At 54.9% G+C, this 19,746-nt stretch carries 26 protein-coding genes and 1 pseudogene; 12 read left to right on the top strand and 15 right to left on the bottom strand.

Annotated elements, in window-relative coordinates:
- Window positions 1-107: 107 nt before the first annotated feature.
- The 9 genes from NTD87_RS27540 to NTD87_RS27580 form a co-directional block, all read right to left on the bottom strand.
- Window positions 108-1,109 carry a glutathione S-transferase family protein gene (locus NTD87_RS27540; protein WP_262117315.1) on the bottom strand — a complete coding sequence of 334 codons (1,002 nt, stop codon included), beginning with the start codon at window positions 1,107-1,109 and terminating at the stop codon, window positions 108-110.
- An 88-nt stretch (window positions 1,110-1,197) separates the two neighbouring features.
- Entirely contained in the window at window positions 1,198-2,199 is a 1,002-nt protein-coding gene (locus tag NTD87_RS27545; protein ID WP_262117316.1) for a glycosyl transferase family protein, read from the bottom strand.
- Window positions 2,196-2,531 (bottom strand): TusE/DsrC/DsvC family sulfur relay protein, encoded by a 336-nt coding sequence (locus NTD87_RS27550; RefSeq protein ID WP_262117317.1) that lies wholly within the window; start codon window positions 2,529-2,531, stop codon window positions 2,196-2,198. The genes NTD87_RS27545 and NTD87_RS27550 overlap by 4 nt, the downstream gene beginning before the upstream one ends.
- A complete protein-coding gene (tusB, locus tag NTD87_RS27555; protein ID WP_262117318.1) occupies window positions 2,528-2,827 on the bottom strand; it encodes a sulfurtransferase complex subunit TusB in 300 nt (99 codons plus the stop codon). Before tusB ends, NTD87_RS27550 begins: the two co-directional genes overlap by 4 nt.
- Complete coding sequence (gene tusC / locus NTD87_RS27560) at window positions 2,827-3,189, bottom strand: sulfurtransferase complex subunit TusC (RefSeq protein ID WP_262117319.1); 363 nt, start codon at window positions 3,187-3,189, stop codon at window positions 2,827-2,829. Before tusC ends, tusB begins: the two co-directional genes overlap by 1 nt.
- Before the next feature lie 3 nt (window positions 3,190-3,192).
- Window positions 3,193-3,585, bottom strand: a complete 393-nt coding sequence (gene tusD, locus NTD87_RS27565; RefSeq protein ID WP_262117320.1) for a sulfurtransferase complex subunit TusD — start codon at window positions 3,583-3,585, stop codon at window positions 3,193-3,195.
- 65 nt (window positions 3,586-3,650) lie between these two features.
- A complete protein-coding gene (locus NTD87_RS27570; protein ID WP_262117321.1) occupies window positions 3,651-4,355 on the bottom strand; it encodes a YoaK family protein in 705 nt (234 codons plus the stop codon).
- Between the two features lie 3 nt (window positions 4,356-4,358).
- A complete protein-coding gene (locus NTD87_RS27575; RefSeq protein WP_262117322.1) occupies window positions 4,359-4,688 on the bottom strand; it encodes a DUF6388 family protein in 330 nt (109 codons plus the stop codon).
- 59 nt (window positions 4,689-4,747) lie between these two features.
- Window positions 4,748-4,996, bottom strand: a complete 249-nt coding sequence (locus NTD87_RS27580) for a hypothetical protein (protein WP_019689854.1) — start codon at window positions 4,994-4,996, stop codon at window positions 4,748-4,750.
- Window positions 4,997-5,208: 212 nt separating this feature from the next.
- Between NTD87_RS27580 and NTD87_RS27585 the strand changes: the two genes are divergently transcribed.
- Entirely contained in the window at window positions 5,209-5,547 is a 339-nt protein-coding gene (locus NTD87_RS27585; RefSeq protein ID WP_262117323.1) for a hypothetical protein, read from the top strand.
- Between the two features lie 12 nt (window positions 5,548-5,559).
- On the opposite strand, the gene NTD87_RS27590 is transcribed toward NTD87_RS27585, so the two are convergent.
- Window positions 5,560-6,003: a GNAT family N-acetyltransferase gene (locus NTD87_RS27590; protein ID WP_262117324.1), complete on the bottom strand. Its 444-nt coding sequence runs from the start codon at window positions 6,001-6,003 to the stop codon at window positions 5,560-5,562.
- Window positions 6,004-6,326: 323 nt separating this feature from the next.
- Here NTD87_RS27590 and NTD87_RS27595 point away from each other — a divergent pair, with 323 nt between their 5' ends.
- From NTD87_RS27595 to NTD87_RS27605, 3 genes are all read left to right on the top strand, one after another.
- Complete coding sequence (locus NTD87_RS27595; RefSeq protein WP_262117325.1) at window positions 6,327-6,962, top strand: lytic polysaccharide monooxygenase auxiliary activity family 9 protein; 636 nt, start codon at window positions 6,327-6,329, stop codon at window positions 6,960-6,962.
- 147 nt (window positions 6,963-7,109) lie between these two features.
- The gene (locus NTD87_RS27600) at window positions 7,110-7,703 is read left to right on the top strand and encodes an NUDIX domain-containing protein (RefSeq protein WP_262117326.1); all 594 of its coding nucleotides are present in this window, start codon (window positions 7,110-7,112) and stop codon (window positions 7,701-7,703) included.
- A gap of 215 nt (window positions 7,704-7,918) precedes the next feature.
- Window positions 7,919-8,110 carry an SPOR domain-containing protein gene (locus NTD87_RS27605; RefSeq protein WP_262117327.1) on the top strand — a complete coding sequence of 64 codons (192 nt, stop codon included), beginning with the start codon at window positions 7,919-7,921 and terminating at the stop codon, window positions 8,108-8,110.
- 82 nt (window positions 8,111-8,192) lie between these two features.
- Here the strand turns inward: NTD87_RS27605 and NTD87_RS27610 are convergent, their stop codons facing one another.
- On the bottom strand, window positions 8,193-8,393 hold the full coding sequence (locus NTD87_RS27610; protein ID WP_262117328.1) for a hypothetical protein: 201 nt from the start codon (window positions 8,391-8,393) through the stop codon (window positions 8,193-8,195).
- A 94-nt stretch (window positions 8,394-8,487) separates the two neighbouring features.
- Window positions 8,488-9,201 (bottom strand): SOS response-associated peptidase family protein, encoded by a 714-nt coding sequence (locus tag NTD87_RS27615; RefSeq protein ID WP_262117329.1) that lies wholly within the window; start codon window positions 9,199-9,201, stop codon window positions 8,488-8,490.
- 366 nt (window positions 9,202-9,567) lie between these two features.
- Between NTD87_RS27615 and NTD87_RS27620 the strand changes: the two genes are divergently transcribed.
- Together NTD87_RS27620 and NTD87_RS27625 are read left to right on the top strand one after the other, a co-directional pair.
- Window positions 9,568-10,770 (top strand): M20 aminoacylase family protein, encoded by a 1,203-nt coding sequence (locus tag NTD87_RS27620; RefSeq protein WP_262117330.1) that lies wholly within the window; start codon window positions 9,568-9,570, stop codon window positions 10,768-10,770.
- A 35-nt stretch (window positions 10,771-10,805) separates the two neighbouring features.
- Complete coding sequence (locus tag NTD87_RS27625; RefSeq protein ID WP_262117374.1) at window positions 10,806-11,030, top strand: hypothetical protein; 225 nt, start codon at window positions 10,806-10,808, stop codon at window positions 11,028-11,030.
- 197 nt (window positions 11,031-11,227) lie between these two features.
- Here the strand turns inward: NTD87_RS27625 and NTD87_RS27630 are convergent, their stop codons facing one another.
- A complete protein-coding gene (locus NTD87_RS27630) occupies window positions 11,228-11,869 on the bottom strand; it encodes an FMN-dependent NADH-azoreductase (RefSeq protein WP_262117331.1) in 642 nt (213 codons plus the stop codon).
- A gap of 107 nt (window positions 11,870-11,976) precedes the next feature.
- Between NTD87_RS27630 and NTD87_RS27635 the strand changes: the two genes are divergently transcribed.
- From NTD87_RS27635 to NTD87_RS27645, 3 genes are all read left to right on the top strand, one after another.
- Window positions 11,977-12,831, top strand: a complete 855-nt coding sequence (locus NTD87_RS27635) for a LysR substrate-binding domain-containing protein (protein ID WP_262117332.1) — start codon at window positions 11,977-11,979, stop codon at window positions 12,829-12,831.
- 481 nt (window positions 12,832-13,312) lie between these two features.
- Window positions 13,313-14,062, top strand: coding sequence for an SDR family NAD(P)-dependent oxidoreductase (locus tag NTD87_RS27640; RefSeq protein WP_262117333.1), 750 nt, complete (start codon window positions 13,313-13,315; stop codon window positions 14,060-14,062).
- Window positions 14,063-14,142: 80 nt separating this feature from the next.
- Window positions 14,143-14,772 (top strand): glutathione S-transferase family protein, encoded by a 630-nt coding sequence (locus NTD87_RS27645; RefSeq protein WP_262117334.1) that lies wholly within the window; start codon window positions 14,143-14,145, stop codon window positions 14,770-14,772.
- A 15-nt stretch (window positions 14,773-14,787) separates the two neighbouring features.
- Here the strand turns inward: NTD87_RS27645 and NTD87_RS27650 are convergent, their stop codons facing one another.
- Together NTD87_RS27650 and NTD87_RS27655 are read right to left on the bottom strand one after the other, a co-directional pair.
- Window positions 14,788-15,687 (bottom strand): LysR family transcriptional regulator, encoded by a 900-nt coding sequence (locus tag NTD87_RS27650; protein WP_262117335.1) that lies wholly within the window; start codon window positions 15,685-15,687, stop codon window positions 14,788-14,790.
- A gap of 602 nt (window positions 15,688-16,289) precedes the next feature.
- Window positions 16,290-16,826, bottom strand: a complete 537-nt coding sequence (locus NTD87_RS27655; RefSeq protein WP_262117336.1) for an inclusion body family protein — start codon at window positions 16,824-16,826, stop codon at window positions 16,290-16,292.
- Between the two features lie 405 nt (window positions 16,827-17,231).
- Here NTD87_RS27655 and NTD87_RS27660 point away from each other — a divergent pair.
- The 3 genes and pseudogenes from NTD87_RS27660 to NTD87_RS27670 all read left to right on the top strand — a co-directional run.
- Window positions 17,232-17,399, top strand: a pseudogene (locus NTD87_RS27660) (DUF4113 domain-containing protein); the annotation flags it as partial.
- Between the two features lie 936 nt (window positions 17,400-18,335).
- On the top strand, window positions 18,336-18,611 hold the full coding sequence (locus tag NTD87_RS27665; protein ID WP_262117337.1) for a hypothetical protein: 276 nt from the start codon (window positions 18,336-18,338) through the stop codon (window positions 18,609-18,611).
- Window positions 18,592-19,404: a hypothetical protein gene (locus NTD87_RS27670; RefSeq protein ID WP_262117338.1), complete on the top strand. Its 813-nt coding sequence runs from the start codon at window positions 18,592-18,594 to the stop codon at window positions 19,402-19,404. The genes NTD87_RS27665 and NTD87_RS27670 overlap by 20 nt, the downstream gene beginning before the upstream one ends.
- Window positions 19,405-19,746: the final 342 nt, after the last annotated feature.

Here is a 19,746-nt window from a genome sequence, read left to right on the forward strand (position 1 = left end):
GCTCGCTCCCACACTGGGCTGTGTTTAGCCACAGATTTATGGTCAAACACAGATCAAATGTGGGAGCGAGCCTGCTCGCGATGAGGCCCTCAAAACCTGCATAAACCTCAGGCTTTACGCCAAACCCCTTTCCCGCTCAACCGCTCCCGATCATGCGCCGCAGTGAAATCCTGTGCCGGTCCCTTCGGCACGATGCCGGTCGGATTGATCGTGCGATGGCTGGCGTAGTAGTGCCCCTTGATGTGGGCAAAGTCTACGGTTTCGCTGATCCCCGGCCACTGATACACCTCGCGTAGCCAGTTCGACAGGTTCGGGTAATCGGCGATCCGCCGCAGATTGCATTTGAAGTGGCTGTAATACACCGCATCGAAGCGAATCAGCGTAGTGAACAGGCGAATGTCCGCCTCGGTCAGGTATTCACCCGCCAGATAGCGCTTCTCGCCCAGCCGGTTTTCCAGCCAGTCGAGTTCACTGAACAGCTCATCGAACGCTTCTTCGTAAGCGGTTTGTGACGTGGCAAACCCTGCGCGGTACACGCCGTTGTTCACCGCCGGATAAATCCGCGCATTCAGCTCATCGATTTCAGCGCGCAGCGGTTGCGGGTAGAAATCCAGATCGTTACCGGTCAGACCGTCAAAAGCGCTGTTGAACATGCGGATGATTTCCGCCGATTCGTTACTGACGATGCGTTTTTGCAGGTTGTCCCACAGCACCGGCACCGTCACGCGGCCGGTGTAGTTGGCGGTGTCGGCGGTGTAGCGCTGGTGCATGAACGTGAGGTGGTCGAGCTTGTCGCCAGTGGAGCCAAAGGCTTTGTCGAAGGTCCAGCCGTTTTCCAGCATCAGCCAGCTGACCACCGACACATCGACCAGGCTTTCCAGGCCTTTGAGTTTGCGCAGGATCAGCGTGCGGTGAGCCCAGGGGCAGGCGAGCGAGACGTAGAGGTGATAGCGACCGGCTTGCGCAGGGAAGCCGCCTTCGCCGCTGGGGCCAGGTTTTCCGTCAGCGGTCAGCCAATTGCGGCGCTGCGCTTGTTCACGCTGGAACGCGCCGTCCTTGCTGCTTTCGTACCACTGATCACGCCAGTGCCCTTCAATCAGCAAACCCATCTCGAACTCCTCGGCTGTTAAACGTTGGAGTTCAGTCTATTCGGATGAGTTCGAACAAAAAGCGCAAAGGTTGGGCGTTAATGATCGGTTAAATCGATTTGTCGCGGGCGTCCCAGAACTGCTGGGCTTTCACAAAGGCTTCATCACGCGGCGTACCGAGGCCGCGCAAGGCTAACGCCATGGTCGAAATCAATGCCATTTGCGGATAGCTGTCGACCACATCGCCGCGCCATACGGCTTTCAAGTGTTCAGGATCAAGGCTTGCCGGTTTGACGTGACGCTGCACCGACAGCTGCGGCCATTCCTCGTCCCAGCTCTCGCCGCCGGTGGTGCCGTACAAGTGACTGTCGGCGTCCGGGTTGATCTCGATTTCGCCGCCGTCGCCCTTGATCACGATCACGTTATCGCCGAGCAAGCCGCTGGCGTCGCGGTGCACGCCCTGGTAACCGGGATGGAAGATGCTTTGCAGGCCACAGCGTGCACCCAGCGGATTGAGAATCCGTGCCAGCGAGTGGATCGGCGAACGCAGGCCGAGGGTGTTGCGCAGGTCGATCATCCGTTGCAGTTGCGGCGCCCAGTCGCCCAGCGGGATGAACGCCAGATTGCCTTGCTCCAGCGCCGAACCCACTTGCTGCCAGTTACGGCACAACGGGATCTGCAACTGTTCGAGCAGTTGCTCGCTGTACAGCCGCCCGGCGGTATGCGCGCCGCCGCCGTGCATCAGGATCCGCACACCGTTTTGTGCCAGGCACTTGGCCGCCAGCAGATACCAGGGCAGGTGACGTTTCTTGCCGGCGTAGGTCGGCCAGTCCAGATCGACAGCCAGCGCAGGGGCGTTCAGTCGTTCGCGCAAGGCTTCGGTGAAGCCCGCCAGCTCTTCCGGGCTTTCTTCCTTGTGCCGCAACAGCATCAGGAAAGCGCCGAGTTGGGTGTCCTCGACCTTGTCGTCGAGCAGCATGCCCATGGCCTCGCGAGCTTCTTCGCGGGTCAGGCTGCGGGCGCCGCGTTTGCCTTTGCCAAGAATCCGCACGAACTGCGCGAAGGGGTGTTCGGCAGGTGTTTCAGTGATCAGAGGGGCGAAATCGGTCATAGACAATTCGTCGGTTTGGGCAGACCCGCCAGCTTGGCGGCAAGTTTGGCGGGAGTGCCTTTGAACAATCGGTTCAGGTGCAGGCTGTTGCCCTTGTCCGGGCCCAGCTTCAGCGCGGTGTATTTGATCAGCGGGCGGGTGGCCGGCGACAGCTGGTATTGCTGGTAGAAACCACGCAGCAACTCAAGAATTTCCCAATGCTCGGGGCTCAGCTCTAGTTCTTCGGCAGCGGCCAGGGCTGCGGCGACTTCGACGGACCAGTCACCGAGATCTTTCAGGTAACCGTCCTTGTCCAGATCGATGCGACGTGCACCTACGGTGAGCGAATTCATAACCAGCTGTTGACCTTGTCATAGTGAATCGACAGTTCGACGAAGGCCGGATAGTCGACGCTTTTCACCCAGTCGGGCACCTGCAATCCGCGGGCCCGGACGTCTTCGTCCAGCACGAACAGGCGCAAGGTATCGCGCCGGGCTTCCAGTGCACTGAGTGGTGTCGTGCCAGGTTGCAAGGCGTAGACCGCATCGCCACTGAGCAGAACCGCATCGCTTGCGCCCAGCAGGCGCAGGCAACTGGTCAGTCGGTTATCGGTAAACGGCGAGTGAGACAACACATGCAAAGTCGACATCAGAGAGTGATCACTTGGTCATAACGGTCAATAACGGCCGAGATCTGTTCAGCGGCCAGCACGTGCAGCGGTTCGAGGCTCAAGGCCGTCGGCATCAATCCGCGTGCGGTTGCACTGTCGCCACACACGTACAGGTCTTCTATACCAAACAACCCAAGCGCCTGCAGGTTGGCGCTGAGGTCTTTTTGTTGCACGGCTTTGGCGTCTTGCCGGGTGGCCAGCTGGAATACGCCGTCATCGAGAAACAGCAGGCCGATCGGCAAATCGAAGGCGCCGCCGGCGAGTACGATGTCCAGCGCTTCACGGGCGTTTGGGCCAGACCAAGGCGCCTGCCGGCTGATAATCAGCAAGGATTTAGACATGTCTCATGGCCCTCCAAAACAGATCAAGCGATCGGCGTCTTGCACCGCATCGTGCAACTGCCCGAGCCCGGACAATTCCCACGGCGCGCTGACATTGATCGCCGTGCGCTGATAACGCCGGGCTTCTGCTTCATCCAGCACGCCACGGCGCAGGGCAGCGGCAATGCACACCACGCTGTCGAGTTGGTGTTCGCTGACGAAGGTGCGCCATTGCAGCGGCAGATCCTGCTCATCCTGTGGCGTAACGACGTTACTCGACGCGTTGTAAACGCCGTCCTGATAGAAAAACAGCCGCACGATCTCATGCCCACCGGCCAGCGCTGCCTGTGCAAACAGCAGGGCGCGGCGCGAGGAGGGCGCGTGTGCGGCGGAAAACAGCGCAATGGCGAACTTCATGGCGAACTCTGACGACAAATCTGCGGCCATGATAAAGCTTTATCGCCAGTGCGGCGAAGGGCGATTCAGCGTGGCATGTAGCCCAGTTGCCAGCGTCGCGGAATCTTCAGTGAAACAACCCCGAGCACAGCGGCCAACAGGCCACTGGCGTACAGGGCTTGCAGGCCGAGATGGTGTTCGAGCACCGCACCGATAACCGCGCCGGCAAACATGCCGGTCCAGGGGATCAACTGCACCCGCCAGCCATTGCGGCGTTCGCCGAGCAACCAGCGTCCCAGACCGCGCCCGAAGCGCGACAGGGCGCCGGTGACGTAGGTCAGCCCGACCGGAAAACCATTGACCTGTTCGACGGCGGCGTTGAGCATCCCCATGGCGATGATCGCCGCCAGCAACGCTGGATATTGAGTCTCGAATGGCCACGCAGCGGCACCGCACAATAGGGTGGCGACGCTCAGCATCAATGGCAGGGCGCGTCGACCGCCCATGCGACTGACCACAATGCCCAAGGCATTACCGACAATGAACATGGCGACCAGCACCAGCAAGCGCAGGGTCAGGCCCAGATCACCGTTGCTGATCGCCACCGCCAGACGGGTGGTGTTGCCGCTCATGAATGAGACGAAGTCGCCGGTGGCCATGAAGCCGATGGCGTCGGTCATGCCAGCCAGTACCGACAGGCTCGCCACCAGGCACAATCCTACCCGCCCGCGCCATTTCTGCACGTGCAACAGGCCGGGTGTATGGGCGCGATTAGGCGAGGACGGCAGCATTTTTCAGCTCTCAAGACCATGCAGTTTGCAGTATTCCTTCCAGTCCATGCCGGCCATTTGCGCCACCTCCTTGTGCACCTCCAACCGTTGGGCTTCATAGTCCTCAACAGTGGCCGCGGTCAATTGCAACGTCAGTTCCCAGGCAAACAGACCCAGTCGTTCGGCCTCTGCTTCGAAGGCTTCATGCAGCCGTTCGCTGCGATACTGCGCCATGGTTTCGCCTTTGGCCTGGGCAGCCAGAGGGTTCAGGTGATCGAGTTCTTCACGTAACGCCGGTCGCGCATTGAGAAACCGTTGCAGCGCCAGTTCGTGTTGCGATTCGATGGGGGCCATGAACCATCCTTGTCAAAGAGAAAGTATGAACTGCTTGATGGCGATTGCCTTGACGCGGGTCAGGAGGTCTTTTTCTTGTTGGCTTTGGCCTCGGCGGCCAGACACTCGAGCGCAAACTGCTCGGTGTAGGTCATCTGGATCGGCGTGGTTTCACCTTTGACCGTTCTTTCGCCATCAAGGATGTAGCGAATGCGTTTGTCGGTCACGCCGATGCGTTTGGCAATCCACGACGGGGTCTGGCCGATCTGGCTGATCAGTTTGTCGGCGTAGTCGGTGGAAGGTTTGTAGAACTCGGCATTGGGGGTCATGAGCTTTCCAGAAGTAGTTGCGCGGCGCGAGGCGCCCATTATGGCGCGACAGGGTGCGCGAATCGGTGCGGCCTGTCGCGATCTATATGAAGTAAAGCATGAAGTAAAACAGAGCGGCACCAAGGATGGGACATGAGGAACAGGTTTGCCTGGCGCTTCGGGACACGCACTTGCGGTGGTACAGTCAGCGTTTTGCGAATTAAGGAAACACAATGCGTATTTTGATGGTGGCACTGGCTGGCGTGTTGCTGGCAGGGTGTGCGGGATCGACGATGAAACAAGCGCGCTCCCAGCCCCCTTACAAGACGCTGACCTCGAACAAACCTGATCTGGTCGTCGCCCAGTGCGTGCAGTTTGCCTGGCAGGATGAGGCGGTGTTCGGAGTCGACGCCAGTGGCTACCTGCAACCCGGCGAAACCGGCGGTTTTACCGTGTATACCCGCTCGGCCGAATCCTTCATCGACGTGCAAGGCGGCGCATTGAAGTATTACGCCACTCAAGACAACTGGGTTGCCAAGCGCCGACTGGCAGCGCTGGCAACCTGCATGTGAGCCCGTGAAGGTTTAGCTATTTTGCTCAGTGGCCGTCAGGCGTTTCTGAAAAAAGAAACGCTTATGGCCCGGCGGATAGTCGGCAATTTGCCCAATCTCGGTAAACCCCAGCTTCTTGTAAAACTCCGGCGCCTGGAATTCGAAGGTGTCGAGGTAGATGCCTACGCAATTCTTCTCTCGGGCCAGCTCTTCGGCCATGTGCATCAGCCGTGAGCCAGTGCCCTGACCGCGTGCCTGCTCGGGCACTGACAACAGATCGATGAACATCCATTGGTAAAACAGTTTTGCGTAGAGCCCGCCGAGGATCTCGTTGCTCTGTTCATCACGAACCAGCAGGGCGATTTCCTGCGGGTGGCCTTCGCCCGCATTGGCGACGTTATAGGCTCGCAGCGGTTTGAGAATCGCCAGGCGTTCTTCCGGTAGAGGGTTTTTCGATAGCTCGATGCACAGTTTCATTCGCGACGTCCTTGTAACGGTTTTGAGGGCAATCGAGCGTGAGATTACCCTGTGCTGCCGTTTAGGTGAACGGCTAAAGCTCGGTGGTCCCGAGAGGGGTGTGGGGGGAACAATCATTCCGATTGTGGAGTTGTGATGTAGTCCTTTTGCCAGATTAAGCGTAGGAATCTATACGTTTAACTGTATGTATAGCCAGTATTTGTTGGGGTTGACGCGAAAAACCGCCTGAACCGTGGAAAAAGCCGCCATGGACTTCGTCGGTCATTCGGATAGGTTGAAAGCGTTCCTCAGGAAGGAACGTTCTTAATCAACGGAGTGAAAAAATGAACAAGCCACAAACTCAACCGCAACTCAAACATGGTCGCGTCATTACCCCTGCCAGTCGCGGCTCTGTCGCTATAGAGGTCGGTCTTCTGGAAGGTTGGCAGGTCAACGAAATGGAAGGCGGGAAAAACTTCCCTTCACTGACCGCCGGGCCATTCCCCGCACCGTACGAGACGGACAGCGCCAGCGTTGCACCACCGGCTGACGGTTATATCCTCAGCGGCGGCAAGGCTGATGCTCGTGACTGCATCAACTACACCAACGAGGAAATGAGCAAAAAGCTCAATCGTCCGTTCACCTGGCCACTGCTCAACGTCGACCCCGGTCAGACCTTCCATGTTACCTGGCAGTACACCGCACCTCATACCACCCGCGGCTACAGCTGGTTTATCACCAAGGATGGCTGGGACCCGAAGCAACGCATCAGCCGTGCGCAATTGGAAGCCAAACCGTTCGCTGATGACTTCTACACGCAGGTGCCTTACTACTCGCACAGCAGCGAACTCAAAGCCAAAGTCGAACATGAAGTGAAATTGCCCGTGGGCAAGAAAGGCCATCACGTCATTGTGTTGCTGTGGATTGTCGCCAACACCGGCAATGCGTTCTATCAAGCCTTCGACGTGGACTTCAAGTAAGCCCTCGTTCGTAGCGTGAACAGGTTCTAAAGGATTAGAGCCGAAAGCCCGGCAGCGATGCCGGGCTTTTTGGTATCAGCTGTCGCTGCAGCCGTCACTTTGATGGAATACCATGGCGGCCTCTGACAACAAACAGGATGGATTGTCATGTCGAACACGGCCGAGCGCGTCAACATCATTGAGTCCCAGGTGTTGTCCCACGACTGGTACCTGCTCAAGAAAGTCACCTTTGATTACCTGCGCAACAATGGTGTTTGGCAGCGACAAACCCGAGAGGTCTACGATCGTGGCAATGGCGCAGCCATTCTGCTGTTCAACCGCGCACAAAAAACCATCATCCTGACCCGCCAGTTCAGGTTGCCGGTCTTCGTAAACGGTCATGACGGCTTGCTGGTTGAAGTGGCTGCGGGTCTGCTGGAAGGCTCCTCACCGCAGGAGCGCATTCGCGCCGAAGCGGAGGAGGAAACGGGCTATCGCGTTCACGATGTGCAGAAAGTATTCGAGGCTTACATGAGCCCGGGGTCGGTGACCGAGAAGCTGCATTTCTTTGTGGCTGAATATGATGCTTCTTCACGCGTCGGATCGGGTGGCGGGCTGGAGGCGGAAGCTGAAGATCTTGAGGTGCTGGAACTGAAGTTCGATGAGGCGCTCGAGGCGTTTTACAGTGGGCAGATCGTCGACGGGAAAACCATCATGCTGCTGCAGTACGCGGCGATGAAGGACATTTTTGCGGCGGTTTAGACCTGGCTCTTCTGAAGGACAAAAAAAAGCCCGCGGGAGGGTGCGGGCCGAATGTTTCTTGAATGAGCGGCGGGGAATATAAGCGCTAAGGGCTGAAATCACTGTGAAAGATGTTTCATGCTTTATCCGCTCGACCGCTCGACCTATTAAGCCCACAAAACTCTAAACCGGGTGTAAGTTAGGTCCGGGCTTATCTCTCGTGAATGGAGGTGACTATGAGCGTTCCGCTGCTTAGCAAAATGCACATGAACGGTTATCAAGTGGTCAGCGTCAACAGTGGTCTCTGGAAGGTCTGTACTCGTAATGACCGGCTCGGGTCCTTTGGCACCCGAGAAGAAGCGTTGGCCTACGCGGCGTCGTTGCCCGCCCGTAAATCCGGAGTGAAACCCGTTTCCCACATACAGTGACGTGATTATCTGGAGATGTGTGTCTGCCTTTTCTCCAGCAGCCGCAAACAAAAAAAGAGCCCGCTTGTAGCGGGCTCTTTCGTCAGGAGTTATCGGTCGACTCAGGTTTGCGTCGATCCTTGCCGGAAGGATTGCCCATGTTCAGAAGCCTCCTCTCCACCAGCACATTTTCCAGTGCCTGGCGGGCTGAAGGTTCCAACTGATGTTCCCTTTCTTTGAGCTCAAGCAGGATCGGGCTGGACCAGGTTCTATAGGTCCGCTCGGCGATTCGTATCGGGTTCATTTATGTCTCCCAGACGAGGTGCTCGCTTACAGCGCGGCTGTGTTTCCATATCGCGAAAATCCTAGTCGAGAAACCCGGGTGTCGCCAGTCGCTATCACTTGTTGCCCTTGTGATCGCCGCTGATGATTTTGCCGATCGGCGTGATGAGTTCGGGTCTCTGGTTTCTCACGTTGCCCACGGCCATGTCGACCTTGAACCACTCGAAGGTTTCGGCAGGCTCGCCCTGGTGCAGCACCATCTGTTCGGCGCTCTCCTTGGGCATTGCCAGGTTGAGCCACTCTCGGGCCAGCTCCGGCGACAGAACCACCGGCCGCCGATCATGTAGATCGACCAGACCACCGGCACTGTCTGCGGTGAAAATCACAAAGCCATCGTCCTCCTTCGGTTCTCGCCCCCCTGCGGGGTACTGGCCAATGGCGGCACACAGAATGGGGGCCTGATCCCGGCGCCGGATAAGGTAGGGTTGTTTGTTCGGGCCGCCTTCATAGACCCACTCGAACCAGTTGTCGATAGGCACAATGGCGCGGTGTGGCCAGATTGCCCGGAAGAAAGAGCCGTGTGCGACTTTCTCAACCCGGGTATTGATCGGGACAGAGTGATCTTTCGAACCGTGCGGTCGCCAGCCCCAACGCACCCGATCAGCGTGCAAGGTTTCGCCTTCGAGGTGGAAGAGAGCGACCTGAGTCGTGGGGGCGACGTTGTACAGACCCAAAGGCTGGTCGCCCACAGTGTTGACCAGGGCATTGGGCATGCTCAGCGCCGCAACGAAGTCGTGGATGCCTCGGTACTGTGAAAGTCGTCCACACATTGGAAAATCCTCCGGTGGAGATTTCAGCTTAGCCGAGTCGCGTCCGGGAAGGTGGATCTATGCTGGAAACTTGCTGCTGCGGCAGGCCAATTATCTGTATTTCGACCCCGCTCCCGCACTTTAGTACGCCAACCACGCCTGTCCCATCCGGCGATTTTTCGTAGGTGCCTGTCTGGTGATTCTGGTTATGCCGTTTGCCTCTGTGTGTTGCCTATTTTGGTTATCGCAATAATTTTTTTTCAGTGTCCAGTGTGAACATGGCCGGATAGCATCCTGCAATGCTTAATACCAGCACGGCTGTGCGACATCTGGGCATATCCCAACGCGTTGCCAGTTATTCCTGTAAATACTCCCTGGACTCCCGTTATGGATAATCGCAGCCCCAACCAGACTTATGTCATTCCTGAAATCCAGAAGACACAAGATGAGTTCATTCGTATCCGTCGGCAGATCCATGCACACCCTGAGCTGGGCTTTGAAGAGGTCGAAACCAGTCGGTTGGTTGCCGCCAATTTAAAAGAATGGGGATACGAAGTACATGAGGGGATGGGTGGAACCGGGGTGGTTGGACGCCTCAAACTCGGCGATAGCCCAAAGAGCATTGGTCTTCGCGCTGATATGGACGCCTTGCCGATAGAGGAGGCCACAGGGCTTTCTTATGCCAGAAAATTTGCTGGGAAAATGCACGCCTGCGGCCATGATGGTCACACGGCTATCCTCTTGGCGGCGGCACATTACCTGGCCAAAACGCGTCGCTTCGCTGGCACGCTGAACCTGATTTTTCAGCCGGCCGAAGAAGGTCAGGGCGGGGCGTTGCGAATGATGGCAGATGGCTTGTTCGAGCGTTTTCCATGCGATGGCATCTACGCTTTACACAATACGCCAGGATTACCGGTGGGTATGTTCGCTGTGCTGCCGGGTGCAGTAGCGGCGTCTTCCGATACTGTCACTATCACCCTCAAGGGCAAGGGCGCACATGGTGCTAAGCCACACTTCGGTCATGATCCGATAGTGGCGGCTGCTAGTCTGGTGATGGCGCTTCAGACTATCGTATCGCGCAACGTACCCGCGAGTGAGGCGGCGGTTGTTACTGTAGGCGCCATTCATGCCGGTAATGCCCACAATGTGATTCCCGAGCACGCCACGCTGCTGCTGACGGTGCGAGCAATGGATCACGCTGTTCGCGCACTACTTGAGCGGCGGATTCGCGAGTTGAGCGAGTCGCATGCGCTTAGTTTCGGGGTGACCGCCGAAATCGAATACAACTATGTCACTAGCGTGCTGGTGAATACCGAGAAAGAAACAGCGATTGCGCGTGCAGTCATCCTCGCCCAAGTGGGCGAGAAGAACATCTTCACGCCTCCTAGGAACATGCAAAACATGGGAGGGGAAGACTTTTCCTGGATGCTGGAAAAAGTACCTGGGTGTTACGTGGCTCTCGGTAACGGTGTAGGCGAATTTGGCGGTTGCATGAACCACAACCCGGGTTATGACTTTAACGATGAAGCTTTGCCAGTGGGAGCTAGTTACTGGGCCAACTTGGTCGAGCACTACTTGAAAAAAGATTGATCCATATTCAAACCATTGCTGAGTGCGCGAGCAAAATGAACGACACAATTATAATAAATGCAGCGTCTACCCCGGCGACAACGCCTACCGCCAGCGCAGGGAAGCAGCGGCGACTGATCATCGCCACCTCACTGGGTAACGGGCTAGAGATATTCGATTTTACCATTTACAGTTTTTTCGCATCGCTGATCGGCAGTATCGAGCTCGGTCAGGTAACGGCTGATACTCGATTCAATTTCTTCCATCCGCCGCTTGGATAAACGATATGGCCAGAGGCGTTAGTTGAGATGCTCGTGGATGCAGGTGTCTTCGAACCGGCTGCATAACCGTCACCGCGAGTCCATATGCGTTTTTACACACTCTGGACCCAATGCGGACATACACTCGGTAACCATAGTGCACGGCAACAACGCCTCTTTTTTCTTAATCCCATACACCAACCAGAGCCCCTGAAGCGTCAGCGACAAATACTATCTGCCAATCTCCTGGCCTGCTGAGTCGCGGCCTCACGCGCGCTGCGATCAACGTCTTCCCCCAAGATAGTTTTCTCCACAATCACCGAATGCACATCCGTCACGCCAACAAATTTCAGCCAGGCTTCAACATAGGGCTTCTGAAAGTCGAAGCGCGTTGCTGGCGTGATCGACTGCGCCGAAAAATCCAGGCCACGGGCGTACATCACCACAGCGGTTTTGTTGAGCAGCATGCCTTCCAGGCCGCGCTCTGTGTCAAAGCTGAACAGGATGTCTTTCTGCGACACCAGGTCGATGAAGTGCTTGAGTTTGTACGGGATACTGAAATTCCACAGCGGTACGGAAATGACCAGCACATCCGAGTGGTGCAGGTGACCTGCCAAATGTTTCAACGTGTTCCAGGCGTCTTGTTGTGCGGGGGTCAAGGGCGTGCCATTGAGTCCGGCGTATTTGGCCTCTATTGCCAGATCATCGAATTCCGGCAAAGCCATGTTCCAAAGGTCGAGAGTGATGATTTCGGTGTCCGGGGCGTGTTCTTGATAGCGCGCAATGAAGCTGCGGGCGACTTCAAGGGAGGCCGAACGCTGCTTGCGTGGAGAACATTCAATATGGAGAAGGGTAGTCATGGCACGCCTCGAGTGGTGGGGGAGATAAGGCAGGTGGGAGTATTGCAACATAGTTTGATTTGAAATATAAATCGTAAATTGCCAAGCGATTAATCACGAATAAAACTATGTTCGATACTCTGCTGCTCAAAACATTTGTCACTGTTGTCGATGAAGAAGGCTTCAGCCGTGCAGCCCAGAAGCTGCACCTCACTCAGTCTGCGGTCAGTGGCCACGTGCGGCGATTGGAGGAACAGATTGGTAAACCCCTGTTGACGCGTACCACCCGCTCCCAGCAACTGACTCCCGATGGCGAGCGCTTGGTCTCTTATGCGCGCACGATCCTTGTGCTGAACCGTGATGCCTGGGCAGAGCTGACGCGCACGCCGTTTCACGGACGGCTGCGGATCGGGGTGTCCGAGGATTTTGTCGAATCGCGGTTACTGCGCACTTTTCAGGATTTCGCGGCGCAGTACCCTGGCATGGAGATCGACGTGCAGGTGGGCATTCCTGGCACGCTGCTGAACCTGATGAAGGAAGGCCATCTGGAACTGGTCATCGGTTCTCTATGCGAAACCAGCGAAGCGGGGTTGCTGCTGTGGCAAGAACCGCTGGTGTGGGCGTGGTCGGCGCAACCCGTCGCCCAGTTACCGACACCGTTGCCGTTGGCCCTGTTCCCCGCGCCGTGCCCTTATCGCGAGGTAGCGCTGACGAGGCTGGCTCAGGCGGGGATCGCCCAACGCACGGCGATGTTATGCAGCAGCACCGCCGGGTTGCGGGCGGCGGCGCTTGCAGGCTTCGCGGTAGCGCCCATGACACTCAGTCAGGTGGGGCAAGGACTGGCGGTTCTCGGGGTAGAACAAGGGTTGCCGGATTTGCCGGATGCGCAATTTCGGTTGTTTACCTCTCCTGAAGCGGATCAGGCGATTGTGGCAGCGGTCACTCAGCTTATTGTGGAGTATTGCTCCACGCGGAGGGCTTAACAGTCATTAACCGGACGTGGAGGTCATGGCTGCCGGTAGGGAGCAGGTATCACACCGTTTTTGAACCAGATCAGTGGAATTGAAGCTGGTGTCCTGAGCGCCGTGTTGTTGGGATATGGCCTTTCAGGGTTCTTCGGCAATCTTTTCTGGGGCTGAGTTGTCGAGCGTGATATGCGCCTCGCTGTGCTGAGCACGTCGCTGATTTTGGGCTTGTCACTGTTGCTGTTGTTCACCGGAACCAATCCATGGTTTGCCGTCGCTGCCGTCGCTGCCGTCGTGGTGCGGTGGCCGCCCCGGGCTCTATGCAAGTGCTTCCAAGTAGCGGCTTTCGCTAATGTGGTGACACATCCAGATTGTCCACGCTGGTGTATAAATAAAACGTATTTACAGCATTTTTCCGTTAAATCCGTTGGCATAGAGTGGATTCACCGGTTCGGAACACCGAGCTGAAACCCCGCTTCCAAGTCATCGGAGATTCAACATGAGCAATAAACTGGCAGGTAAAGTTGCACTGATCACTGGCGGCACCACCGGCATCGGTCTGGCATCGGCACAGGAGTTTGCGGCACAGGGCGCAACAGTCTTTATCACGGGCCGTCGTCAGACCGAACTGGATGCGGCTGTCGCACTCATCGGAGAGAAGGCCGTCGGGATCAAGGGCGACGTGGCGAACCTGGCCGATCTGGACCACGTTTTTTCACAGATCGCAGCACAAGCCGGGCATCTCGACATCGTGTTTGCCAACGCTGGCGGTGGGGACATGCTGCCACTGGGGTCTATCACGGAAGAGCACTTCGATCGCATCTTCAGTGTCAACGTCAAGGGTCTGCTCTTTACCGTACAGAAGGCTCTGCCGTTACTGAAAGACGGTGGCTCGGTGATCCTGACGGCGTCCACCACGGCCACGCAAGGCACCGAAAGTTTCAGCGTTTACAGTGCGAGCAAAGCCGCTGTACGAAACTTCGCCCGCTCTTGGCTCCTCGACCTGAGGCCTCGCAACATTCGTGTGAACGCTATCAGCCCTGGCCCGATCGCCACTCCCGGGTTGGCAGGTCTGGTTCCGGCAGATCATGTCGACGGTCTATACGCCCACCTGTCCACACTGGTCCCAATGGGGCGGTTAGGTGATCCAAAAGAAGTGGCCAAGGCGGTCTTGTTCCTGGCCTCTGACGACAGCAGTTTCATTAACGGAATTGAACTGTTCGTTGATGGTGGCGCTGCACAAATCTGATTCCCATAGCTCTCGCGTCGAAACGCCTCTTGGGCGTTTCGACAAATGAGCTGTTCACATTTTATTCAGGCGGGAACGGCATGATTACTCTTTATACCTGGACGACGCCAAACGGGCGAAAGGTTTCGATTTTGTTGGAAGAGTTGGGAGTTTCTTATGAGGTTCACCCTATCAACCTGAGCCAGCGGCAGCAGTTTACACCCGAGTTTTCGGCCATCTCTCCCAACAACCGCATCCCGGCGATTGTCGATTCCGATGCGGATAACCTGTCCGTGTTTGAGAGCGGCGCGATCCTGACCTACCTAGCCGAAAAGCATGGGCAGTTTCTGGATGTCACCGGCCCTGGGCGGTACAAGGCACTGGAGTGGCTGAACTGGCAAATGGGCGGCTTCGGGCCAATGCTTGGCCAACTGGCGTTTTTCGAGAAGTTTTCCGGCGAAAAGTCGGCATTGGCTAGTTCGCGATTCATCGGTGAAGCCGATCGTTTGCTCACGGTTTTGGAACAGCGTTTTTCCGATGCACCCTATCTTGCAGGGGAGAAATACTCCATCGCTGACATCGCGACTTACCCTTGGGCGATTACTGCCACCACGTTCTTGCAGGATGTTCTTGCAGCGCAGTTGGTTGGAAAGCCCAATCTGTTTGCGTGGATGGACAGAGTCGGCAATCGACCGGCCGTTCAACGGGGGATGTCGGTACCAAGGCTTTGAAAAGCGCGAACCAGATTATTTCAGCGTGGAGAAGTGCTCCACCAACCAGTCGATGAATACTCGAAGCCTGTTGCTGATGTTGCGGTTGGGCGGGTAAGCGACATGAAAAGGATAGGGGGCCGGGCGCCAGTCTTTCAGTATGGGCACCAAGCCTCCACTCTCAATGTAGGGTTGCACGGCGTAGTTGAACGTATGGATCACGCCCAGACCCGCCAGACCGGCGGCGATGTGGGCGTTACTTTCGTTGACGCTCAGCACGCCACTGCCGATCACTTCAAATTTCTTAGCGCCTCGCTGGAAGGCTGCCGGTATCACTCGGTTGGTTCGAGCCGAGTGATAACAGATGACGCGATGATCCTTTTCCAGCTCCCATGGGTGCGCCGGAGTACCAAAGCGTTGCAGATATGCGGGTGATGCGCAGGTTGTCCAGGAGGCATGGCCAAGGAACCTCGCAGCTAATGACTGCTCCATGATGGCGCCGCCGCGAATGACACAGTCGACGTTGTCGCTGATCAAATCGACATGCCGATCACTCACGCCCATGTCGATCTCAATGTCGGGAAAACGTGCAAAGAAATCGGGCAGGGCGGGAATGATCAGCGACGTCGCCACGGAACTACCCATGTCAACGCGGATTTTCCCGCGAGGATTGAATTGCGCGCTCTGAAATCCGGCATCGATCTCTTCCAGATCCCGGATGAGCCGTGCGGTTTGTTCGTAATACTTCGCCCCGTCTGCGGTGACGGTGACACTGCGCGTGGTGCGTTGCAGCAAGCGTACGCGCAAAAAACTTTCCAGCTCTTGTATCAGCTTGCTCACGGATGTTTTCGGCATTTCCAGCGAATCGGCTGCCTTTGTAAATGAGCCCGCTTCCACGACCCGGGCAAACACGCGAATGGCTAAAAGTTGGTTCATGCTCAGTCATGCCCAGTGGGGTGAGGTCAGTCGCAGTGCAGTGTGTCACGGGCAGATAACTAAAGCTGGTTTTGGGACATAACCACTCACGCAGCATCCTTGTTCGTCCTTGGAGAAACCCCGACCTGAGACTGGGGCAGAATGACGTTACCGGGACGCTCAGGCGCTGACTGTAGGACTTATCCTAAAAGCCAGCTCCGCTTTCCCTGTGTTCCATGTCACTGCTGGGGTGCGAATGGTAACCGCTCTAGTACGGAGGTTTGAATGGTGGCATTTTGAGGTTGCGTCAGCCACGGGGCGGGGGATGGAGGAGCACGCGCCTGACTTGCCCCAGCGCATGCTCAACGAATTATCGGCATCACCGACGACGGAGACCGGGGAATGATCGCGCTGGCTGCGTGTCAAGCGTATGCAATGGATGTTTCTGCAAATTGGGTTTTTTACAAGTATTGAATTCTTTAAATGTCGGCGCTTAGGGTGGTCGACTTAGTGCTGCGAGTGTGGCGTATGTACTAAATAGACTTTCGTAATAGGTGAACAGTACTAGGACTCTCGCCCAATTTATGTTGGGCGAGAGTCTTGCTGCCTAATAGTCGTCCAGTTTATTCGATGTTGAGTGTTGGATCCCACATGCAGCATCCAACGACTTTGTTAAATCTGTCGACGATAATAAAGGACCATGTGTATATTACGGTACCTCTGGCTCCTGCAGTAGCCTCCCATGCATTGATAGTGATCATCTGTGGGATTGGTGGTCCGTCTGGGTTATTGGGATTAAGCGATGATACGTTGTCAGTGATTGGCGTTAGTCTAGGCTGGTCAATAATTCCAGGGGGGTTGGAACTAAGAATTTTGAATTTATCTAGTATCACCGCAGTGCCGAGGCTCCTTGAGATGTCTGTTGCGCGCCATCGAATGACATCGCCAACTCCTACTGGGAGATATAGGTTGCCTGTTCCTTGATGTTGAAGTCCGTTGCTAAACTTGGCAGTCATGTGGATTGTTTTTTGGGCTAAATCGTAGCTCAGCATAGTTGGTTGGTTGCGGTTAGTGCTGATGTCCGGGTGTCCCTTTTCGTTGTAGTATTGAATAATGGTGTCTACATCTATCACGGTTAGTACATCAACAATAATTCCCATTATGACTTTCCTTTGTCTGGGTTAGAGGGGTGCGATGAATTAAATGTTCAGCGGATTGGCTTTTGTTAAGCAGTTTTCGAGTTGACTATAGGCCCAAGGTTTGGGGAGTCAAATAATTATCTTAAATATTTGTAGGCAAGAGATGAACGGTAGCCCAGTATGGGTTGAATAGGTGTTTTTGTTATTGCAAAGGGTTATATTTTATTACTTCAATATTCAGTTTTGGCTTAAAGGTACGGTGCGGAGTTTTGGACTTTGTCAGCTCTGATATTGCTATCAATACACATAAATACGCTAATGGTGCACTTACCCACGGGGTGATCAATTCAGCATACAGCCCTGAATATTCCAATATCCTCGAACGGCCTGCCTTGCTACGTCACCATTTGTTCACATTCGCGCGCCTCGACAAAGCTGATGGGGGTTCTGGACGAGATCAATCAACGATGGGGCAGGGGAACGCTTCGTTCGGCCAGCGTGCCGAGCAATCCGGACTGGGGGATGCGGCGCGAAATGATGAGTCAGAGCTACACGACCAGGCTCGATCAGTTGTGGAAGGTGTCTTGTGTTTGAAGGGGATGTGTTCGGTCGGCAGGACGCCGGATGAGGGATGTCGCAGCATGCATTATTGGCATAACGCCAATGTGATCGAAGACGGGATGGGGCGTATAGAATTCAAGGGCAAGCGCAAAGTTTTGGGACGCGTCCGAAAATCTGCGATTGAAGTAGTGGTGGGGCTGGGCAGGAGTGAAGGTCCCCAGAAACGACAAAGCCCTGAAAAATCAGGGCTTTGTCGTACATAAGATGGCGGAGGCGATGGGATTCGAACTCATGGACCTGTTACAGTCGACGGTTTTCAAGTCCGAAGATTAATCCTTATATTTCAATGTCTTAAGTTCTATTCGTTTCCGCTAGACAGTATTCATTAATGCTCTGGAGGCCTCTGAAATCAAGGGGTGGAAATTTATTTGCGGAAACGAATTTGGCCGATTTTTTGGCTTTCTGGGTGGGCTCATGATCGCCCTAAATTTCGTAGCTGCAACCGAGAGACTGCGCTTGGTGGAAAGCGGCTTTCATCTGAAGTGGGATTTGGAGCCAACCCTGGTCAGTCGTGACAGGCAGAAAACGGCCAAAAGCAGACCTTTGCGAAAAGTCGCTTCCTGCCCATCCCATTTTGATAGATAAGCAGCATCGTCTCGCTGTGATGCTCTAATACGAGGGCCTTAGAATGCCGGTCTTGAATCAATGCTGTCATTTTGATAGCGTCACCTTTGCTTCGGAAAAATGATCCCCTCAAGGCCGCTCAATGGGCTGCGGCCTCTGCCCTCATTTCTCTAGCCACCCCTAACAAAACCTCATTAAATCGAGGCGCTGTAGGCACTGATCCCATGGGTCTAGCATCGGCATAGCATATTTGGCCGTGTGCCACTAATGTTCTTGATGCTGCTACATTGCCACACCTTACAACCTATGTAGTTCAAAAAAATACACACACTGGAAACTTAACAGATGACAAAAGAACAACTAGCAGCACGCATCGCCAGCGAATATAAATATGTAGACCCAATAACCAGCAAAGAAATAGATGAAATATTAGAAAAGATAAGACTAATACAAGCTAAGAACAAGGGACAGATATCAGAAAAAGAAGCGGAAAAGGTAATTTACGAAGTATTAAGTGGGCGAACCGTATTTTCCCTCAGCAGTATAGACACCACGGACACAACAAACCTACTACAGCAAATCATTGCAGCTGCAAAAAACAATGCCAAACCAAAGCCTTGACGTTCAATACGCTGCGACCTTAGAGCTTAAAGGGAGGTTTAACTCCTCCCTATCAGACCTGCTCACTGAGATGCAGGAACACTCACTAACTCACAAAACGTATAACCACGCACTTTCGTCTCTATCTGACTTAATCACTGCATTCGAACACTACCTGACAAATGCTTCATCAGACACAATAGACATTTCCAAAACACACACTGAGGACATACTTGCGAGCATCGAGAACATATTGTTTTTATGTGCCAATTCATGGGTGGCCTTTGAGGCTGCATCAGAGTACTTTGACACACCTATCACCTTGCCTACTGGCAGCTACCTATTCACCTCACAGGCCATATTTAAAACTTACAAAAAACAAAAAGCCAAAGAAATAGAATCGATATACACAACCCTGAACCTACCAATCAGTGGCTTTAACCACAAGAAATCAATGAGGTTTAATCAGATGAAAATACATATACCTCAAACTATAGCCGGCTCAGCACTACTATCCATCGGCATATTCCTGGCTTTCTTCATTGGATTGGAAACCGGCACCCAATACTATATATCTAGAATATTAATCGCTCTTGGCGCCGGCTTTTTAATCACCGGGCTTACTAAAGACTACATAAAGACAAAGTTAAATGTTAATGGAACCACAATAACCGCATCCGGCGCCATTGCCATCTTCCTTATTCTTTATTTTTCTAATCCCGCCTCGGCCCCTGCTTACACTCCAGACTCTCAAGCAAGCCAAGCGACTCAATCTGCCCCTCCGTCAGTATCTCCCTCTGAAATAGGTCACTGAAAACCATATTCTTATGGGGGCAACCGCACTAGAGTTTGCCCTAGGCACGGCCCTCCTCTGTAAAATCGCCCTTCGTGAAGGACAGTTTTGGGGCGATTGCGGCCCCTCCTCAAGGGCAGCTACCGGCCAGGAGCGGACAGCCGTCCTGCTGGCACGCATAGCGTGTCCATTTTGTCAAAGTAAAATGGGCGTTAATGGCCTGCTGAGCGAATGGAATCCCTAATTCCCAACCCTGATTCACTGGGTTCAAAGGTTTGCGTTCTACTTGGGTTGGATGCCCCTTCCGGGGCTCCTCTCTATCTCAACACGTGACGCGCGGGTAATCTCCCATCAGCTGGTGGC

It is taken from the genome of Pseudomonas sp. 6D_7.1_Bac1 (genome assembly GCF_025465945.1).
In the GTDB taxonomy this organism is placed as follows: domain Bacteria; phylum Pseudomonadota; class Gammaproteobacteria; order Pseudomonadales; family Pseudomonadaceae; genus Aquipseudomonas.

Bases quoted from the DNA above. Each gene is read 5' to 3' on its own strand.
- NTD87_RS27540 (WP_262117315.1), bottom strand. From the start codon at position 1,109: ATGGGTTTGCTGATTGAAGGGCACTGGCGTGATCAGTGGTACGAAAGC.
- NTD87_RS27545 (WP_262117316.1), bottom strand. From the start codon at position 2,199: ATGACCGATTTCGCCCCTCTGATCACTGAAACACCTGCCGAACACCCC.
- NTD87_RS27550 (WP_262117317.1), bottom strand. From the start codon at position 2,531: ATGAATTCGCTCACCGTAGGTGCACGTCGCATCGATCTGGACAAGGAC.
- tusB (WP_262117318.1), bottom strand. From the start codon at position 2,827: ATGTCGACTTTGCATGTGTTGTCTCACTCGCCGTTTACCGATAACCGA.
- tusC (WP_262117319.1), bottom strand. From the start codon at position 3,189: ATGTCTAAATCCTTGCTGATTATCAGCCGGCAGGCGCCTTGGTCTGGC.
- tusD (WP_262117320.1), bottom strand. From the start codon at position 3,585: ATGAAGTTCGCCATTGCGCTGTTTTCCGCCGCACACGCGCCCTCCTCG.
- NTD87_RS27570 (WP_262117321.1), bottom strand. From the start codon at position 4,355: ATGCTGCCGTCCTCGCCTAATCGCGCCCATACACCCGGCCTGTTGCAC.
- NTD87_RS27575 (WP_262117322.1), bottom strand. From the start codon at position 4,688: ATGGCCCCCATCGAATCGCAACACGAACTGGCGCTGCAACGGTTTCTC.
- NTD87_RS27580 (WP_019689854.1), bottom strand. From the start codon at position 4,996: ATGACCCCCAATGCCGAGTTCTACAAACCTTCCACCGACTACGCCGAC.
- NTD87_RS27585 (WP_262117323.1), top strand. From the start codon at position 5,209: ATGCGTATTTTGATGGTGGCACTGGCTGGCGTGTTGCTGGCAGGGTGT.
- NTD87_RS27590 (WP_262117324.1), bottom strand. From the start codon at position 6,003: ATGAAACTGTGCATCGAGCTATCGAAAAACCCTCTACCGGAAGAACGC.
- NTD87_RS27595 (WP_262117325.1), top strand. From the start codon at position 6,327: ATGAACAAGCCACAAACTCAACCGCAACTCAAACATGGTCGCGTCATT.
- NTD87_RS27600 (WP_262117326.1), top strand. From the start codon at position 7,110: ATGTCGAACACGGCCGAGCGCGTCAACATCATTGAGTCCCAGGTGTTG.
- NTD87_RS27605 (WP_262117327.1), top strand. From the start codon at position 7,919: ATGAGCGTTCCGCTGCTTAGCAAAATGCACATGAACGGTTATCAAGTG.
- NTD87_RS27610 (WP_262117328.1), bottom strand. From the start codon at position 8,393: ATGAACCCGATACGAATCGCCGAGCGGACCTATAGAACCTGGTCCAGC.
- NTD87_RS27615 (WP_262117329.1), bottom strand. From the start codon at position 9,201: ATGTGTGGACGACTTTCACAGTACCGAGGCATCCACGACTTCGTTGCG.
- NTD87_RS27620 (WP_262117330.1), top strand. From the start codon at position 9,568: ATGGATAATCGCAGCCCCAACCAGACTTATGTCATTCCTGAAATCCAG.
- NTD87_RS27625 (WP_262117374.1), top strand. From the start codon at position 10,806: ATGAACGACACAATTATAATAAATGCAGCGTCTACCCCGGCGACAACG.
- NTD87_RS27630 (WP_262117331.1), bottom strand. From the start codon at position 11,869: ATGACTACCCTTCTCCATATTGAATGTTCTCCACGCAAGCAGCGTTCG.
- NTD87_RS27635 (WP_262117332.1), top strand. From the start codon at position 11,977: ATGTTCGATACTCTGCTGCTCAAAACATTTGTCACTGTTGTCGATGAA.
- NTD87_RS27640 (WP_262117333.1), top strand. From the start codon at position 13,313: ATGAGCAATAAACTGGCAGGTAAAGTTGCACTGATCACTGGCGGCACC.
- NTD87_RS27645 (WP_262117334.1), top strand. From the start codon at position 14,143: ATGATTACTCTTTATACCTGGACGACGCCAAACGGGCGAAAGGTTTCG.
- NTD87_RS27650 (WP_262117335.1), bottom strand. From the start codon at position 15,687: ATGAACCAACTTTTAGCCATTCGCGTGTTTGCCCGGGTCGTGGAAGCG.
- NTD87_RS27655 (WP_262117336.1), bottom strand. From the start codon at position 16,826: ATGGGAATTATTGTTGATGTACTAACCGTGATAGATGTAGACACCATT.
- NTD87_RS27665 (WP_262117337.1), top strand. From the start codon at position 18,336: ATGACAAAAGAACAACTAGCAGCACGCATCGCCAGCGAATATAAATAT.
- NTD87_RS27670 (WP_262117338.1), top strand. From the start codon at position 18,592: ATGCCAAACCAAAGCCTTGACGTTCAATACGCTGCGACCTTAGAGCTT.